This is a genomic window from Dermacoccus sp. Ellin185 (assembly GCF_000152185.1).
Taxonomy (GTDB): Bacteria; Actinomycetota; Actinomycetes; order Actinomycetales; family Dermatophilaceae; genus Dermacoccus; species Dermacoccus nishinomiyaensis.
In genome coordinates this window covers 47,124-63,241 of the sequence record NZ_AEIQ01000061.1, presented here as the reverse complement: position 1 = coordinate 63,241, position 16,118 = coordinate 47,124, and the positions used below count along the sequence as shown (strand labels likewise).

At 70.3% G+C, this 16,118-nt stretch carries 16 protein-coding genes; 2 read left to right on the top strand and 14 right to left on the bottom strand.

Features of this window, described 5'->3' with window-relative positions; all coding sequences use genetic code 11:
- The 12 genes from HMPREF0321_RS05885 to HMPREF0321_RS05830 all read right to left on the bottom strand — a co-directional run.
- Nucleotides 1-385 (bottom strand): translation initiation factor IF-2 N-terminal domain-containing protein (locus tag HMPREF0321_RS05885; RefSeq protein ID WP_006944869.1); only part of this gene is annotated, 385 nt, incomplete at its 3' end.
- Nucleotides 386-485: 100 nt separating this feature from the next.
- Nucleotides 486-851 carry a YlxR family protein gene (locus tag HMPREF0321_RS05880; RefSeq protein WP_050786491.1) on the bottom strand — a complete coding sequence of 122 codons (366 nt, stop codon included), beginning with the start codon at nt 849-851 and terminating at the stop codon, nt 486-488.
- 129 nt (nt 852-980) lie between these two features.
- Nucleotides 981-2,000, bottom strand: coding sequence for a transcription termination factor NusA (gene nusA, locus HMPREF0321_RS05875; RefSeq protein ID WP_006944857.1), 1,020 nt, complete (start codon nt 1,998-2,000; stop codon nt 981-983).
- Entirely contained in the window at nt 2,000-2,551 is a 552-nt protein-coding gene (gene rimP, locus HMPREF0321_RS05870; RefSeq protein ID WP_006944929.1) for a ribosome maturation factor RimP, read from the bottom strand. The genes nusA and rimP overlap by 1 nt, the downstream gene beginning before the upstream one ends.
- Before the next feature lie 170 nt (nt 2,552-2,721).
- A complete protein-coding gene (locus tag HMPREF0321_RS05865; protein WP_006944871.1) occupies nt 2,722-3,657 on the bottom strand; it encodes an ABC transporter permease in 936 nt (311 codons plus the stop codon).
- Nucleotides 3,644-4,465: an ABC transporter ATP-binding protein gene (locus tag HMPREF0321_RS05860; protein WP_006944904.1), complete on the bottom strand. Its 822-nt coding sequence runs from the start codon at nt 4,463-4,465 to the stop codon at nt 3,644-3,646. Before HMPREF0321_RS05860 ends, HMPREF0321_RS05865 begins: the two co-directional genes overlap by 14 nt.
- A 1-nt stretch (nt 4,466) precedes the next feature.
- The gene (locus tag HMPREF0321_RS05855) at nt 4,467-5,474 is read right to left on the bottom strand and encodes an ABC transporter substrate-binding protein (RefSeq protein ID WP_074039968.1); all 1,008 of its coding nucleotides are present in this window, start codon (nt 5,472-5,474) and stop codon (nt 4,467-4,469) included.
- Between the two features lie 106 nt (nt 5,475-5,580).
- Nucleotides 5,581-6,969 (bottom strand): sulfate adenylyltransferase subunit 1, encoded by a 1,389-nt coding sequence (locus HMPREF0321_RS05850; RefSeq protein WP_006944912.1) that lies wholly within the window; start codon nt 6,967-6,969, stop codon nt 5,581-5,583.
- Between the two features lie 2 nt (nt 6,970-6,971).
- Entirely contained in the window at nt 6,972-7,910 is a 939-nt protein-coding gene (gene cysD / locus HMPREF0321_RS05845; protein ID WP_006944913.1) for a sulfate adenylyltransferase subunit CysD, read from the bottom strand.
- Nucleotides 7,907-8,443 (bottom strand): adenylyl-sulfate kinase, encoded by a 537-nt coding sequence (cysC, locus tag HMPREF0321_RS05840; protein ID WP_050786489.1) that lies wholly within the window; start codon nt 8,441-8,443, stop codon nt 7,907-7,909. Before cysC ends, cysD begins: the two co-directional genes overlap by 4 nt.
- Nucleotides 8,440-9,144, bottom strand: a complete 705-nt coding sequence (locus tag HMPREF0321_RS05835) for a phosphoadenylyl-sulfate reductase (protein WP_006944887.1) — start codon at nt 9,142-9,144, stop codon at nt 8,440-8,442. The genes cysC and HMPREF0321_RS05835 overlap by 4 nt, the downstream gene beginning before the upstream one ends.
- Complete coding sequence (locus HMPREF0321_RS05830; protein WP_006944918.1) at nt 9,141-10,826, bottom strand: nitrite/sulfite reductase; 1,686 nt, start codon at nt 10,824-10,826, stop codon at nt 9,141-9,143. Before HMPREF0321_RS05830 ends, HMPREF0321_RS05835 begins: the two co-directional genes overlap by 4 nt.
- A gap of 187 nt (nt 10,827-11,013) precedes the next feature.
- On the opposite strand from HMPREF0321_RS05830, the gene HMPREF0321_RS05825 reads away from it, so the two are divergent.
- Nucleotides 11,014-12,012 carry a hypothetical protein gene (locus HMPREF0321_RS05825; RefSeq protein ID WP_139023562.1) on the top strand — a complete coding sequence of 333 codons (999 nt, stop codon included), beginning with the start codon at nt 11,014-11,016 and terminating at the stop codon, nt 12,010-12,012.
- A 29-nt stretch (nt 12,013-12,041) separates the two neighbouring features.
- Entirely contained in the window at nt 12,042-13,247 is a 1,206-nt protein-coding gene (locus tag HMPREF0321_RS14775) for a CapA family protein (RefSeq protein ID WP_006944868.1), read from the top strand.
- Nucleotides 13,248-13,322: 75 nt separating this feature from the next.
- Here HMPREF0321_RS14775 and HMPREF0321_RS05815 read toward each other — a convergent pair whose 3' ends face one another.
- Both HMPREF0321_RS05815 and HMPREF0321_RS05810 read right to left on the bottom strand, forming a co-directional pair.
- A complete protein-coding gene (locus HMPREF0321_RS05815) occupies nt 13,323-14,114 on the bottom strand; it encodes a TSUP family transporter (protein WP_006944901.1) in 792 nt (263 codons plus the stop codon).
- A gap of 150 nt (nt 14,115-14,264) precedes the next feature.
- Complete coding sequence (locus HMPREF0321_RS05810; RefSeq protein ID WP_006944902.1) at nt 14,265-16,028, bottom strand: proline--tRNA ligase; 1,764 nt, start codon at nt 16,026-16,028, stop codon at nt 14,265-14,267.
- Between the last annotated feature and the right edge of the window lie 90 nt (nt 16,029-16,118).

Here is a 16,118-nt window from a genome sequence, read left to right as displayed (position 1 = left end):
CCGCGGCGGGTGCTGCCGGGGCAGCGTCCGACTCGGTCTTGGCCGCAGGCTTCGGGGTGGCGCTCTCGGCCGGCTTCGACGGCGCCGCGGGTGCGGCATCGGCCGGGGCAGCCTTGGGAGCAGGCGCCTTCGGGCCCGGCTTGGGGGCGCCGGGCTTGGCGGACGAACCGCCAGCCGGCTTCGGGGAGCTCGACGGCACGTCGGCGGCGTCGCCACCGGCCTTCGTCGGCTTCGGGGGGTTCTCCTTGATCTTGCGCACGACGGGCGCTTCGATCGTCGAACTGGCGGACTTCACGAACTCGCCCTGCGCCTTGAGGTGCGCGAGCAGTTCCTTGCTCTCGACTCCGAGCTCCTTGGCGAGCTCGTGGACTCGAACCTTGGCCACGTTTCTCCTGTCAGATGGTGACGGGCGGCCAAGGCTTCGAGCAATTGCTTGCCCGGAGGATCAGCCGACCGCCGAGGGGTAGGTGTTCATCGGTGAGAACTCATCGGTTGCTCATCGCGTCAAACCCGCTTTCGGTCATGGTGTGTTCGCCGTCGGGCGACGGCAGGCGGGCGATCTCGGCCGCCACGTGTTCCTGCAGCGTCGCGGTGTGGACCGCGGTGTGCAGACGAAGTGCTCGTGCCCATGCCCGACGCTTGGTGGCCTGTTCGAGGCACGTCGTGTCGGCGTGGAGCCAGGCTCCTCGACCGGGCATCGCCTTGCGCGAGTCGAGCACCAGGGTGGCGCCGTCCTCGCTCACTGCGATGCGCAGCAAAACGGAACGGCCGCCCTTGCCCCGGCACCCGATGCAGGTTCGCTGCGGTTCTGCGGGCCGGGAGAGCTCGACGTTCGGGATCGGCACGTTCACACGCACCCCACCTTCACATCTGTCACCGTTCAAGACCTACCCTACCCCCGCACAGCTCCGCGACGAAATGCGCGCACCCCGGCCACGCTCGATGGCCGGGGTGCGCGCGAGACGTCTGAGGGCGCGCGCTCAGCGGGCCGACTCGTCGTCACGCCCGCCGTCGGCGAGCGCGGTGTCGGGCCGGATGTCGATGCGCCACCCCGTCAGCTTCGCCGCGAGACGGGCGTTCTGGCCCTCCTTGCCGATGGCGAGGCTGAGCTGGAAGTCGGGCACGACGACGCGGGCGGCTCGGGCCTTCGGGTCGACGACCTCGACCGACTCGACGCGCGACGGCGACAGCGCCGCGGCGATGAACTCATCGGGCTGGCGCGAGTAGTCGACGATGTCGATCTTCTCGCCCTGCAGCTCGCTCATGACGGCGCGCACGCGCTGACCCATCGGGCCGATACAGGCGCCCTTGGCGTTGATGCCGGGCTTCGTGGCGTGCACCGCGATCTTGGTGCGGTGACCCGCCTCGCGCGCGAGCGCGGCGATCTCGACGCTACCGTCGGCGATCTCGGGCACCTCCATCGCGAACAGCTTGCGCACGAGGTTGGGGTGGGTGCGCGACAGCGAGATCTGCGGGCCCTTCGGGCCGCGGCGCACGGACACGACGTAGCAGCGCAGACGCTCGCCGTGACGGTAGGTCTCCCCTGGCACCTGCTCCGCAGTCGGCAGGATGCCCTCCACGGTGCCGAAGTCGACCTTGACGAACCGCGAGTCGAGGCTCTGCTGGATCGTGCCGGAGACGATGTCGCCTTCCTTGCCGATGAAGTCACCGAGGATGGCCTCGTCCTCGACGTCACGCATGCGCTGCATGATGACCTGACGGGCCGTACCCGCGGCGACGCGCCCGAAGTTCTTGGGGGTGTCGTCGAACTCGGGGCCGGGCTCGCTCCAGGTGCCGTCCTCCTGCTTCTCGCCGTCCTCGCGCGCCCACACGACGACATGACCCGTGCGGCGGTCGAGCTCGACGCGCGCCCGGCGGTAGGAGCCCTCCTCCTTCTGGTACGCGAGCAGCAGCGCCTGCTCGATGGCGGGGACGATGACGTCCATCGGAATCTCGCGCTCCCGCTCCAGGGCGCGCAGTGCAGCCATGTCGATGTCCATCAGACGTCCTCTCCCACGGCGTCGGCGTCGTCGCCGCGCGTGAATTCCACCTGCACCTTGGCGCCGGTGATCGATGTGTAATTGAGTCGGGCGGGCTCGGCGTCAACGGCCGCCCCCGCCTTCTTGCCGCCCTGCTCGGGCGTCACCTCCACCGTCTGGGCGTCGGCGCGGGTGATGCGACCGGCGACCTTCGACTCGTCGTCGAGGGTGACGGTGACGAGGCGGCCGACGTTGCGCGCGAAGTGGCGCGGCAGCGTCAGCGGACGGTCGGTGCCGGGTGAGCTGACCTCGAGGACGTAGGGCTGTTCGCCCATGACGTCGCTCGCCTCGAGTTCTGCGTCGATGACGCGCGTGGCGTCCGTGACCTCGTCGAGCGTGACGGGCTCGATCGATTCCTCGACCGCCGTCTCGAGGGCGACGTCGCGGTCGACGAGCACGCGCACGAGGCGGCGCTTGCCGGCAGGCACGACGGTGACGTCCTCGACGAGGAGACCCAGTGGTTCGAGCTTCGGCAGAATCGTGTCGATGATCGTCTGTTCCGAGTTGCTCACTCGCGCCTCCTGGAGTTGTCGCCGTGCCGTGCACCCGTCGCCCGCGGCACGAGCCGTGAGGTGACGAATGCGCAGGCGTCGTGCCTGCGCATCGCCCCTGAGTCTATCGTGACGCGCGAGGAGCCGTCGTCGCCCGAGACCGGAGCGTCCCGGCTCGCCGCAGGTCAGCCCTACGACGGCGCGAGGCCCCGACGGTGCAGCATGCGCCGCTCGATCGGGCCGAAGAGCAGCACCTCCACGGCCAACCCGACGACGAGCACGAGAACGATCGCGGCCATCACGGCTGGCATGTCCGAGTTCGCCTGCCCCTGGTTGAGCATCGAACCGAGACCGAATCCGAGCTTGGGCGACTGCACGATGAGCTCGGCGGCCATGAGGGAACGCCAGGCGAACGCCCAGCCCTGCTTGATGCCGCCGAGATAGGTCGGCATGGCCGCCGGCAGGAGGACGTGACGCACGAGTTGCGTGCGACTCGCTCCGAGGGCCCGGCCGGCTCGTTCGAACAGAGGCGGGACCTGATCCAACCCGCCGATCAATCCCATGGCGATCGAGGGCACTGCGGACAGCAGGATCACGGCGTACATCGTCGTGTCGCTGAGGTAGAACATCATGACGGCGAAGGGCACCCACGCGACCGACGGCAGGGACTGCATCGCTGCGAGCAGCGGTCGGAAGGCGCGCCGCGCCAGTCTCGCGCGGCCGACGACGAGCCCGAGTGTCGTGCCGAGAACGAGGGAGAGCGCGAAGCCCACCGCGCCGCGTCGCAGGCTGACCCAGATCGCGTCGAGCGCCTCCCCCGAGGTGAGGGAGGTCCACAGGGCCCGAGCGATGTCGGTGACCGGAGGGAGCACCCAGGCCGGTTTGACGTGTGCCCACACGAGAACCTGCCAGGCGAGGACCACGATCGCGAGCGCACCCAGCGGCGCTAGCACGGACAGCGGGTCGACGCGGCGTCGGCGCTGCGCCTGAGCCTGTTCGAGCGCGTCTAGTCCGGAGGTGACGTCGTCGTCACTGATCATCGATCTCGTGGGGCCGGGCGAGCGGTGCCGTCGGGCACTGGCCTCGAACGGATCCTCCTCGCGCATGTCGAACTCAGGCGTGGGCATGACGACTGATCTCCTCTCGCAGGCGCGAGGTGATCTCGCGGGACAGCTCACCGACGCCTGCGTCCTCGATGGCACGCGGCTGTGGCAGGTCGACGTCCCACGTCTGGCTGACGCGTCCCGGGCGCGAAGAGAGCAGGACGACACGTTGGCCGAGACGCACTGCTTCACGCACGTTGTGGGTGACGAAGATGACGGCCATGCCGTCGCGATGCCACACGTCGCTAAGTTCCCCGTGGAGCAGGTCGCGCGTCATGGCGTCGAGGGCGGCGAATGGTTCGTCCATGAGCAGCAGGCGCGCGTTCTGGGCGAGTGCGCGCGCGAGGGCGACGCGTTGGCGTTGGCCTCCGGACAGTTCGTGGGGTCGTCGATCCACTGCGCCGTCGAGCCGCACCGTCGCGAGCAGCTCCTGCGCCCGCTGGCGGCGTTCGGCGGAGGGCACGCCCCTGAATCGCAGGGGAGCCTCGACGTTCTCGCCGACGCTCAGCCACGGGAAGAGCGCGGAATCCTGAAACATCAGCGCCGGTTGAGGGCCGTCGACGTGCACGTCGCCCGCGCTGGCGGGTTCGAGCCCGGCGATGATCGACAGCAGGGTCGACTTGCCGCAGCCGGAGGCGCCGAGAACGCTGACGAACTCCCCCTGTTCGACCCTCAGGTCGAGCCCGCCGATCGCCTCGACGGCGTCGTCGCCCTGGCCGAAGACCTTGTGCAGACCGCGGATGTCGACGGCGGCCGGCTGTGCCGTCGAGCGTGCGTCGCTCGGCGGGGCGATCGGGTGTCGCTCGCCTGCCGTGGTGGTGTCGAACGTCATGTCAGCCCTTTCTGTGCACGCCGAGACCGGCGTCGGTGATCGCAGGCAGGGCGCGTGCAGCAAGGACCTGCCGGAGCGGGTCGAGGTCCGCCAACCCGCGCAGGTCGGGACGGACGTCGATGCCGCCCGTTCGCCACGTGTGTTCGGCGACCTGCGCGATGTTTGCCATCAACGGATCCCAGGAGAACTGCACGTTGTCCATGGCCCGCTCGGCGACCGATCGCTTCAACTTCTTGCCGCTGAGCTTGCCGATCTCGGCGTTGAGCAGCACACTCGCGGCGCCCCGATGGCTGTTGATCCATTCCACGGTCTCGACGTGGGCCGCCAGGAGCTGCTCCACCTGAGCAGGCGCGCGTTCGAGGTACTCCTGGGTGACGAGCAGGCACGTCGTCACGAATCGGTGGTCGGGCCACTGGGTGCGCTCGTCGACGAGCACGTGCGCGCCGGCTTCGACGACGAGGCGAGAGACCCATGGCTCGGCCTGGTAGCTGGCGTCGAGGCGCCCCTGGCGGAACTGATCGAGAGTCTGTGAGTTGGCCATCCACACGGTCTCCACCTCGTCCGCTCCCGGCCCCGTCGTCAGGTGGTGCTCGGCGAGCAGTGTCTTGAGGGCTACGTCCTGGGTGCCGCCGATCTGCGGCGTGGAGACGCTGCACCCACGCAGATCGTCGATCTTCTTCACTCCGGGACGAGCAACGAGCGCAGCGCCGTTCTCCGCTGCTCCGGCGAGGAGGCGCACTCCGGCGCCCTTCGTCCGCACCCACGCCGTGATCGCCGGGTTCGGGCCGAGGTAGGCGACGTCGATCGCGCCGGCGAGCATGGCCTGGACGGCGGCGGGCCCGTTGTCGAAGACCTGCCGCTCGATGGCCGTGCTGCCCAGGTGGCGCGCGAACGTTCCGCGGGCCATGCCTGCGAGGGCCACGCCGTGGGTCAGGTTCGAGAAGTGCCCCAATCGCAGGCGATGCGGGCTCGCCTCAGCCGCCCCGCACCCCGACAGGGCCGGTGTCATGAAGGGGGCGGCGAGGCCGGCGCCGAGGAGCGTCCGGCGCCCGATCTGGGGTGATCGGGCCCGGGATCGGTGTACGGCATCGACAGGTGCGTGATCGTCGCGCATGTCAGCCAGCCAGCCAATCCTCTTCGGATTCGAGCTGCGCGGCGTCGTCGTCCGCACCCGAACCGAGCCCCGCACCCGACATGCCGGCTCCGAGCGTGGCGCCGCTCGCGGGATCGATGACGAGGAACGCGCCGGTCGCCCGGTGGCTGTCGTACGGGTCGAGCACCACGGGCTCGGCCAGACGCAGACGGACTCGTCCGATCGTGTTGAGCGTCATCACTGCTTCAGGGCCGGCTGCGTGCCACGTGCTCGTCTCGACGTCCCACAGATGCGTGATGTCGTCGACGACCGCGCGCACCACCTTGGTGCCCGCCTTGACGAGGACGCGCTGACGGACACGCCCGTCCGCGGCCGCGAGCCACGCGAGCACTCCGCTCACCTCGGAGTCGGCAACCGGTTGATCGGGGTCGGCCACGAGCGACAGGACCTCACCACGAGCGACGTCAAGTTCGTCGCCCAGACGCACCGTCACTGACTCGCCCGCTACGGCCACCTCACGCGAGCCCACCGGAGTGTCGATCGCGACGACCCGGCTCGTCAGGCCCGAGGACACCGCGCGCACACGGTCACCGACGTGCAGGACGCCGGAGGCGATGCGGCCGGCGAGACCGCGATAATCCGGATGCTCGGCGGTGCGAGGCCGGATGACGAGCTGGACCGGCATGCGGAACGACTCGGCCCGCAGGTCATCGCGGACGGGTAGCGACTCGAGCAGGTCGAGCAGCGGCGGGTGGTCGTACCCGTCGGGGGCCGGAGCGACGACCCCCTCGCCCGTCAGCGCAGACAGCGCGACGACGCGGGGATCGCTGAGGCCCACCCTGTCGGCCAGGTCGGTCGCCTGGGTCCGGACCTCGTCGAACCGCGAGCGCGACCACTCGAGGGCATCCATCTTGTTGACGGCGAAGATGACGTGCGGAACACGCAGCAGCGCCATCAACGCGGCGTGACGACGCGTCTGGTCGCTGACCCCGTGTCGCGCGTCCACGAGGACGACGGCTGCGTCAGCGGTGGAGGCGCCGGTGACCATGTTGCGCGTGTACTGCACGTGCCCCGGGGTGTCGGCGAGGACGAAGGTGCGCCGGGGCGTGGCGAAGTACCGGTACGCCACGTCGATCGTGATGCCCTGTTCGCGCTCGGCGCGCAGCCCGTCCGTCAGGAGAGCAAGGTCGACCTGCTCGGCGCCGCGTGACGTGCTCGCGGCGACCATCGAGTCGTAGGTGTCGGCGAGGATGTTCTTCGTGTCGTGCAGCAGACGACCCACGAGGGTCGACTTGCCGTCGTCGACGCTGCCCGCCACGACGAGGCGGAGCTGGGAACCGGGCGAGGCGGTCGGTGCGTGCTCGGTGGACGAACGTGGTGCGTCGGCGGCACGGGTGGTCGTGGTCGTCATCTCTAGAAGTAGCCCTCTCGCTTGCGATCTTCCATAGCGGCCTCGGAGAGGCGGTCGTCGGCGCGGGTGGCTCCGCGCTCGGTGAGATGGCTCGCGGCGATCTCGGCGATGATGTCGGCGGTCGTGCGGGCCTCGGACTCGACGGCGCCCGTGCAGGAGCCGTCACCGACGGTGCGGTAGCGCACCGAGCGGGTGACGAGGGGTTCGTCGTCGCGCGGCCCGAACCAGGGCCCCGGCGTCAGCCACATGCCGTCACGCAGGAAGACCTGGCGCTCGTGCGCGTGGTAGATCGGCGGCAGCGCGACGTCCTCGGCCTCGATGTAGCGCCAGACGTCCAGTTCGGTCCAGTTGCTCAGCGGGAACACACGCGTGTTCTCGCCGGGGGCGTGACGGCCGTTGTAGAGGTTCCACAGCTCCGGACGCTGCCCGCGCGGGTCCCACCCTCCCATGGCGCTGCGCACCGAGAAGATGCGCTCCTTCGCGCGCGCCCGATCCTCGTCCCGGCGCGCCCCGCCGAGGAGGGCGTCGAAGCGTTCTGCCTCGATCGTGTCGACGAGGGGCACCGTCTGCAGGGGGTTGCGGGTGCCGTCGGGGCGTTCCTGCAGGCGGCCGTCGGCGATCCAGTCCTCGACCGCCGCGACGTGGAGGCGCAGGCCATGACGGGCGACGACCTCGTCCCGGAACGCGATGACCTCAGGCAGGTTGTGGCCGGTGTCGACGTGCAGCAGCGTCAGCGGCAACGGCGCGGGGGCGAGCGCCTTGAGTGCGACGTGCAGCAGCACTGCGGAGTCCTTGCCGCCGCTGAACAGCAGCGCAGGGCGTTCGAACTCGGCGATGACCTCGCGGATGATCTCGATGGCCTCGGCCTCGAGTGCCCGCAACGTCGACAGCTCGCCGGCGGGGTTCGTGGAGACGTCCGGTGGCGTCATCGTCTCGGTCATGCGGGTGTCCTCTCCTCGTCGATGAGACGCAGGATCTCGGCGAGGGATTCCTCGATCGAGCGGCCCTGGGTCTCGAGACGCAATTCGGGGTTGGTCGGAACCTCGTAGGGGTCGTCGAGGCCTGTCATTCCGGTGAATTCGCCGGCCTCGGCCCGGGCGTACAGGCCCTTGACGTCGCGTCGCGCGCACTCCTCGAGCGACGTTGCGACGAAGACCTCGAGGTAGCGACTACCGCTGCGCTCGTGGCGTGCGCGGTTCTCGGCGCGTGCATCGGCGTACGGGGCGATGACCGGCACGATCGCCCACACACCGTTGCGGGCGAGCAGGTCGGCGACGAAACCGACGCGCGTCACGTGGGTGTTCCGGTCCGCCCGGGAGAACCCGAGGCCGGCGCTGAGGGAGGTGCGCAGTTCGTCGCCGTCGAGCAGTTCGACGCGTTCGCCCCGCTCGCGCAGGGTGGCGACGAGGCGCTCGGCGAGCGTCGACTTGCCCGCTCCGGACAGGCCCGTGAGCCACACGGTCGCGGCGCTCATGTGTTGATCCCGCATTCGACCTTGTCGCGGCCCGCCCAGCGTCCGGCGCGCGCGTCCTCGCCCGGCGCCACCCGGCGGGTGCACGTGGCGCACCCGATCGAGGGGTAGCCCTGGGTGAGCAGCGGGTTCGTGACGATGGCGTGCTCGGCGATGTAGGCCTCGACGTCGGCGTCGCTCCACGCGACGATCGGCGCGACCTTGATGCGTTCGCGGCGCTCGTCGAAGCTGACGACCGGTGTGTCGCGCCGCGTGATCGCCTCGCTGCGACGCACCCCGGTGGCCCACGCCTCGTAGCCGTCGAGGGCCTCGTCGAGCGGGTGGGTCTTGCGCAGCGTGCAGCACAGATCGGGATCGCGTTCGAAGAGGTTCGCTCCGTACGTCGCGTCCTGCTGCGCGACACTCTGGGACGGTTCGAGGGTGCGCAGCGTGACGTCGTACGTCGAGGCGACCGCGTCGCGGGTCTGCAGCGTCTCTTCGAAGTGGTACCCGGTGTCGAGGAAGAGCACGTCGACGCCGGGCAGGCTGCGCGACGCGAGATGCGTCAGCACGGCGTCCTGCATGGAGGTGGCCACGGCGAAGCGTTCCCCGAACTCCGCGGCCGCCCAATCGAGCACGGCGTCCGCCGGTGCACCGTCGAGCTGGCCAGCGGCCCGAATGGCGATCCGACGCAGCTCGTCGGGCTCGCGCACGACCTGCGTCATCGCAGCTCCTCCTCGTCGGCGCGGCGGGCCCAGTCGCCGAAGCTCTCGCCGCTCTCGCGTGCGGCTATGTACCGCGTCACGACGCGCTCGACGTAGTCGCCCAGCTCGCTCGCGGCGACCTTGTGGGCGCGCAGCTTGCGCCCGACGACGAGGTCCTCGCCCAGGCCACCGCCGAGGTGGACCTGGTAGCCGGGCACCTGCTCGCCGGCGGTGTCGGTGATGATCTGGCCCTTGAGACCGATGTCCGCCACCTGGATGCGGGCGCAGCTGTTGGGGCAGCCGTTGAGATGGATCGCGATGGGGTGCTCGAGCTGGTCGTCGAGGTGAGCGAGACGCTCTTCGAGCTCGGCGACGAGGTCGTGGGCTCGCTGCTTCGTCTCGACGATGGCGAGCTTGCAGAACTCCAGGCCCGTGCACGCCATCGTCGCGCGGCGCCACGGCGACGGACGCCCGTCGAAGCCCAGCGGCCGCATCGTCTCGAGCAGCGGCTCGACGGCGTCGTCGGGCACGTCGAGGACGACGAGCTTCTGGTAGGCGGTCAGGCGCAGCCGGTCGCTGCCGGCGGCCTCCATCGCGTCGGCGACGCCCGCGAGCGCCGCGCCGCTCGTGCGCCCTGCGATCGGCGCGAACCCGACGAGGTTGCGTCCGTCCTTCTGACGATGCACACCGACGTGGTCGATCGTGTGCTTCGGCGTGGGCGCGGCGGGCCCGTCGAGCAGGGGGCGCCCGAGGTACTCGCGCTCCAGCACCTCACGCGTCTTGTCGGCGCCCCAGTCCTCGACGAGGTACTTGAGACGCGCGCGGTTGCGCAGCCGGCGGTAGCCGTGGTCGCGGAACAGCTTGACGGTCGCGAGCCAGACCTCGGGCACCTCTTCGAGCGGCACCCAGGCACCGAGGCGCAGCGCGAAGAACGCCTTCGTCGACAGCCCTCCCCCGATCTGCAGATCGAAGCCGGGGCCGTGGTCGGGGTGGACGACGCCGACGAAGCTGATGTCGTTGATCTCAGGGGCGGCGTCGGGCAGCCACGCGATCGACGACTTGAACTTGCGCGGCAGGTTCGCGAGATCCGGGTCGCCCACGTAGTTGGCCTTGATGAAGTCGATCGCGGGGGTCGCGTCGATCACCTCGTCGGGGTGCACGCCGGCCACCGGCGAACCGAGCGTGGTGCGCGTGCAGTCACCGCAGGCCTCGAGCGTGTCGAGACCGACGGCCTCGAGACGGCGCCAGATCTCCGGCACGTCCTCGATCGCGATCCAGTGGTACTGGATGTTGTTGCGGTCGGTGATGTCGGCCGTACCACGTGCGAAATCGGTGGAGATGCTCGCGAGCACCCGCAGCTGCTCGCGGGAGAGCTGCCCGCCGTCGATGCGCACGCGCATCATGAAGTACTCGTCGTCGAGCTCCTCGGGCGCCAGCGTCGCCGTCTTGCCGCCGTCGATGCCCTGCTTGCGCTGGGTGTACAGGCCCATCCAGCGCATGCGGCCGCGCAGGTCAGTGCCCGAGATGCTGTCGAAGCCCTCGCGGGCGTACTGCTCGAGGATGCGGGCGCGCACGTTGAGGGGCGCGTCCTCGGCCTTGAAGACCTCGTTCGGGTTGAGCGGGTCGAACTCGCCCTTGGCCCACTGCCCCTCGGGCTTGGCCGTGCGCTGCGTGGCGCGGGGACGTTCACTCGTCGTCGTCATCGTCCGCTCCTTCGTGGTTTCTCTCGGGCTCGAAGTACATAACCTTGTCTTCGGTTCAGCAAAACTGCAAATGATGGATCACGGGGTGTTCATCCTGTGGGAAGGCACGTTGAGCCTGACGCGCCCACGGTGCGTGTGGCGTCACCGCCCGCCGGAACGCGCGGCCAGTGCGTGCCAGACTGTGCCCATGCCCGATGCTCGTCTCACCCGCCGCACCGCGCTCGCCGCCGTCGTCCTCACCACCACGAGCGCATGCAGGCTGCGCGTGGAGAAGGACGCGCCCCTGCCGGGGCCGACGGCGGCACCGGCGCCCGATTCGGGCCCCCTCGAGGCTGTGCGTCGTCACCTCGTGGTCGCGATGAGCGCGGCGAGCCAGGAGACGAACCACCGCCGGGAGGCCGCCGACGCGCAGGGCGCCCACGTCGCCGAACTCAAACGACTCGACGCGACGCTGCGCGGCATCGGCGCGACGTCGCTGCCCAGCGTCAGCGCCACTGCGGCGCCCAGCGTGTCGGCGTCAGCGTCTGCGTCGCCATGGGCGTCGGCGTCCGGAAAGAGCTCCCGCGCGAGCGCCCCGGCGTCGTCGCCCTCGGCGAGCAGCAGCCCCGCCGCGACGGCGTGGACCCGCGCCGAGAGCGACTGGGTCTCCCCCGCGCTGTGCGCGAGCCTGCAGAAGGTTTCGGCGACATCGAGGCCTCTCGCCCTGTCGATCGCCGCGCGCGGGCTCAGCTCGCTGCCGGGTGGCGTCTCCGTGCCGTGGTCCGCGACGGCGTCGGTGCCCTCGTCGTCGGCGCTTCTCGACGCGAACGCGGTGACGATCCACGCGCTCGAGTGGTGGGCGGCGCGCACCGATCCCGATGATCGCGGCGACGTCCCCGACCTGCTCGACGACCTCTACGCCGTGCGCTCGCTCGCGGAATCGTCGGCGTCATCGGGGTCGCCGTCGTCGTCATCGTCTGCTTCCGCGAGCCCCGCTGCGCCCGCGCGCCGCTACGACTCGCTCGCCGCGGCCCGCGCCGATGCGGGCAAGGCGGCCGCGGCTCTGATGTCGGCGTGCGCCGTCGCGGCGACGGGCACGCGCAGCGCCGATGATGTCAACGGGCTGCTGCTCGCGTGGTCGAGCGCGGCCCGCACGGTGCGCTTCGGTGGGGGCAGCGTCTCGCCGTTCCCGGGCCTCGCGACCTGAGCACGCCCGCCGGGAATAAACTCGTCCGCATGCGTATTCGGGGACGCGCGGCCGCCGCCGCACCACTGATCTCACTGCTCGCTCTCACGGCCTGTTCGGGCAGCTCGCACGACACGGGCGGCGCTTCGAGCTCCGGGGCGTCATCGAAGGCCGGCGCGTCGAGCAGTTCCGGTGGGAGTGCGAGTCCCTCGGCCAGCTCTTCGGTCGCTCCCCCGGAGCCGGTCAAAAACAAGCCGGGCAGCATCACGATCGGCGCGTCGGGCGACCTCATCGTCCACCCGTCGGTCACGCAGATGGCCCGTCGTGCCGCAGGCGGCACGGGGTACCGCTTCGACCAGTTCTTCGGCCAGATCTCCCCCGTCACGAAGGCGGGCGATCTACGCATCTGCCAGATGGAGAACCCGCTGTCGCGTGACGACACGAACCTGGCGCGCGAGCTGAGCTTCAACGCGCCCCACGAGTTCGCGACGACGGTGAAGTCCATCGGGTTCGACGGGTGTTCGACGGCCAACAACCACGCCTACGACCGCGGCCTCTCCGGGCTGGCGAGCACGCGCAGCGTCATGGCCGCGAACGGTCTGCAGGCGGCCGGCCCGGCCGCGTCTGCCGGCGAGAAGGGCCAGCCCGTGTTCTACGAGGCCAAGGGGTTCAAGGTCGCGCAACTGTCGTACAGCTACACGCTCGACAACCGCATCAACGGCGACCAGACGGGCACTCCCAAGGACGCGCCCTGGGTCGCGGACAACCTGTACGCGGTGCGCACCCCGGAAGGCATCGAGGCCGATGCCGCCGAAGCACGCAAGCAGGGCGCCGACATCGTCGTCGTGTCGATGCACTGGGGACGTGAGTACAAGCCGGTCTCGGCGGAGCAGAAGAAGTACGCGGACGCGTTGCTGCGCTCCGGGCAGGTCGACTGGATCATCGGCAACCATCCGCACATCGTGCAGCCGTGCCAGAAGATCGACGGACGATACGTCTCCTACGCCCTCGGCAACCTGTTCTCCGGCCAGCAGGCCGCATATCTGCCGGGCACGGCGGACGGCGCGTACGCGAGCGTCACCTTCACGCGCGACGCGGGCGGCAAGATCAGCCAATCTATGACGTACCAGCCCACCTATCAGGACCAGAAGACGCGCGTCGTCGAGCTGGCCACCCCGTCGCAGAACCCAGCATCCTACGCCAAGACGACCGCGACGATGGGTGCGTTCGGCTGCGACGCCAAGCCGGCGTCCTGACGGGTGACGGCACCCGCCGCCGTCGCCGGACGCTCGAGCCGTGGTAGCCGGTGAGGCGCCGGGCGCGGCTGAGCATCAGAGCAGGCCGAACTGCGCGGCGGTGTCGTAGCTGAGCTTGACGACGAAGGCCCCCACGACGACGACGAACACGGCGCGCACGAACCCGGCCCCCTTCGAGACGGCGGTCCGGGCGCCGAGATAGCCGCCCGCGAGGTTCGCGACGCCGAGCACGAGGCCGACACGCCAGGCCACCGCACCTGCCGGGATGAACACGACGAGGGCGGCGAGGTTCGTCGCGAAGTTGGCGAGCTTGGCCTTGGCGGAGGCCTCGAGGAAGCGGTAGCCGAGCAGGCTGACGAGCGCGAAGACGAAGAACGAGCCCGTCCCCGGGCCGAGCGCGCCGTCGTACAGGCCGACGCCCAGGCCGACGGCGCCCGCCGTCGCGTAATGGCGCCGGCTGCCGGCGTGCCGCAGGTTCTCGAGCTGCCCCATCGACGGCTTGAACAGCGTGTACGCGCCGACGGCGACGAGGACGACGAGGATGATCGGGTTGAACGCGCTGCGCGGGATGTGACTGGCGAGCGCCGCACCCGCCATCGAGCCGGCGAACGCCATCACGGCGAGCGGCAGCGCGGTGCGCAGATCGGGACGCACCCGCCGAAGGTACGTCGCCGAGCTCACCGACGTGCCGCAGATCGAACCCAGCTTGTTCGTCGCGAGCAGCTGGGCGGGCGCGGCGTGCGGAAACGCGACCATGAGGGCCGGCAACTGCACGAGCCCGCCTCCGCCGACGACGGCGTCGATCCATCCCGCGCAGGCCGCCGCGAGCGCCAGCAGGGTGAGGGTCAGGGTTCCCGGGTCGTTCACCCCGTCATCCTGGGCCGCGCGCCGCGTGCCCGCAAACGTCTCTCAGTTCGTGACCGTCGCGCCCGCGCCGCTCGTGACCGGGGCGGCGGCCGTTCGACGCGCGAGAGCCACCACGTCGGGCCGTGGTGGCTCTCGTGAAGCAGGGTCGGATCAGGCGCCGCGCACCTCGGAGAGCACCTCGGCCGCCACCTCGTCGACGCCGACGTCACGCGAGGTGCCCGAGCGGCGGTCCTTGACTTCGATCGTGCCGTCGGAGAGGCCGCGCCCGAGCACGACGATCGTCGGGACGCCGATGAGCTCGGCGTCCTTGAACTTCACGCCGGGGCTGACCTTCGGACGGTCGTCGAACAGGACGCCGAGCCCGGCCGACTCGAGGTCGGCGACGACCTGCTCCGCCTTCTCGAAGACCGCGGCGTCCTTGCCCGTGGCGACGACGTGGACGTCGAAGGGCGCGATGTGACGCGGCCAGATGAGGCCCTTGTCGTCGAGGTTGTCCTCAGCGATGGCGGCGACGGCGCGAGAGACGCCGATGCCGTAGGAGCCCATCGTCACCGTCACGAGCTTGCCGTTCTCGTCGAGCACCTTGAGCCCGAGCGCCTCGGCATACTTCGTGCCGAGCTGGAAGATGTGACCCATCTCGATGCCGCGCGCGAGCGTCAGGGGGCCCGAACCGTCGAGGGCCGGGTCGCCCTCCTTGATCTGCGCCGCCTGGATCGTGCCGTCGGCGGTGAAATCGCGGCCGTGGACGAGGTCGATGACGTGCTTGCCGCTGACGTCGGCGCCCGTCACCCACGCCGAGCCCTCGGCGATGCTGGGGTCGAGCAGGTAACGGATGCCGGAGGCCTTTTCCTCGCCGAGCACGCCCGGGCCGATGTAGCCCTTCGCGAGCATCGGGTAGGCGGCGAAGTCCTTCTCCTCGAACGCCTCGACGTCGGCCGGAGCGACCTGAGCCTCGAGGCGCTTGGCGTCGACCTCGCGATCGCCGGGCACGCCGATCGCGAGCGGTTCGCGCGTGCCGTCGGGGTGGACGAGCATGACGATGACGTTCTTCAGTGTGTCGGCAGCCGTCCACTCGCGTCCGTCGTCGCGCGGGTGATTCGCGTTGAGGGCCGCGACGAGCGTCTCGATGGTCGGGGTCTCGGGGGTGTCCTCGATGTGTGCGGGGCCGACGCTCACCTCGACGGGCTCGGCCTGCGGCACGACGACGGCCTCGACGTTCGCGGCGAAACCGCCGGGCGAGCGGACGAACGTGTCCTCACCGTGGCGGCTGACGGCGAGGAACTCCTCCGACGCCGAACCGCCCATCGCGCCCGAGTCGGCGTGGACGACGACGTACTCGAAGCCGAGGCGGTCGAAGATCTTGACGTACGCGCCGCGGTGCTTGGCGTAGCTCTCCTCGAGGCCCTGCTTCGTGTGATCGAAGGAGTACGAGTCCTTCATGATGAACTCGCGCCCGCGCAGCAGGCCGGCGCGCGGGCGGGCCTCGTCGCGGTACTTCGTCTGGATCTGGAACAGCGTCGTCGGCAGGTCCTTGTAGCTCGAGAACATGTCCTTCACCGTGATGGTGAACATCTCCTCGTGCGTCGGGCCGAGGAGCATGTCGACGCCCTTGCGGTCCTGCAGGCGGAACAGGTTGGGGCCGTACTCGTCCCAGCGGTTCGTCGCCTCATAGGGTTCGCGCGGCAGCAGCGCGGGGAAGCTCAGCTCCTGCGCGCCGATGGCCTCCATCTCCTCGCGGACGATGGTCTCGACGTTACGCAGCACCTTGAGCCCGAGCGGCAACCACGTGTACACGCCGGGCGCGGCGCGTCGGATGTAGCCGGCGCGCACGAGCAGCTTGTGGCCCGGCAGCTCAGCGTCCGCCGGATCCTCGCGAAGCGTTCGCAGGAACAGGTTGGACATGCGCTGGGCCACGGTCTCTCCTCGGGTCGTGTCGCGGTCGCTCCGCGTGACTCGGCCCCACACTATCCCGGCCCGCCCAGGGCGTGCACGGCCCGCATCCAC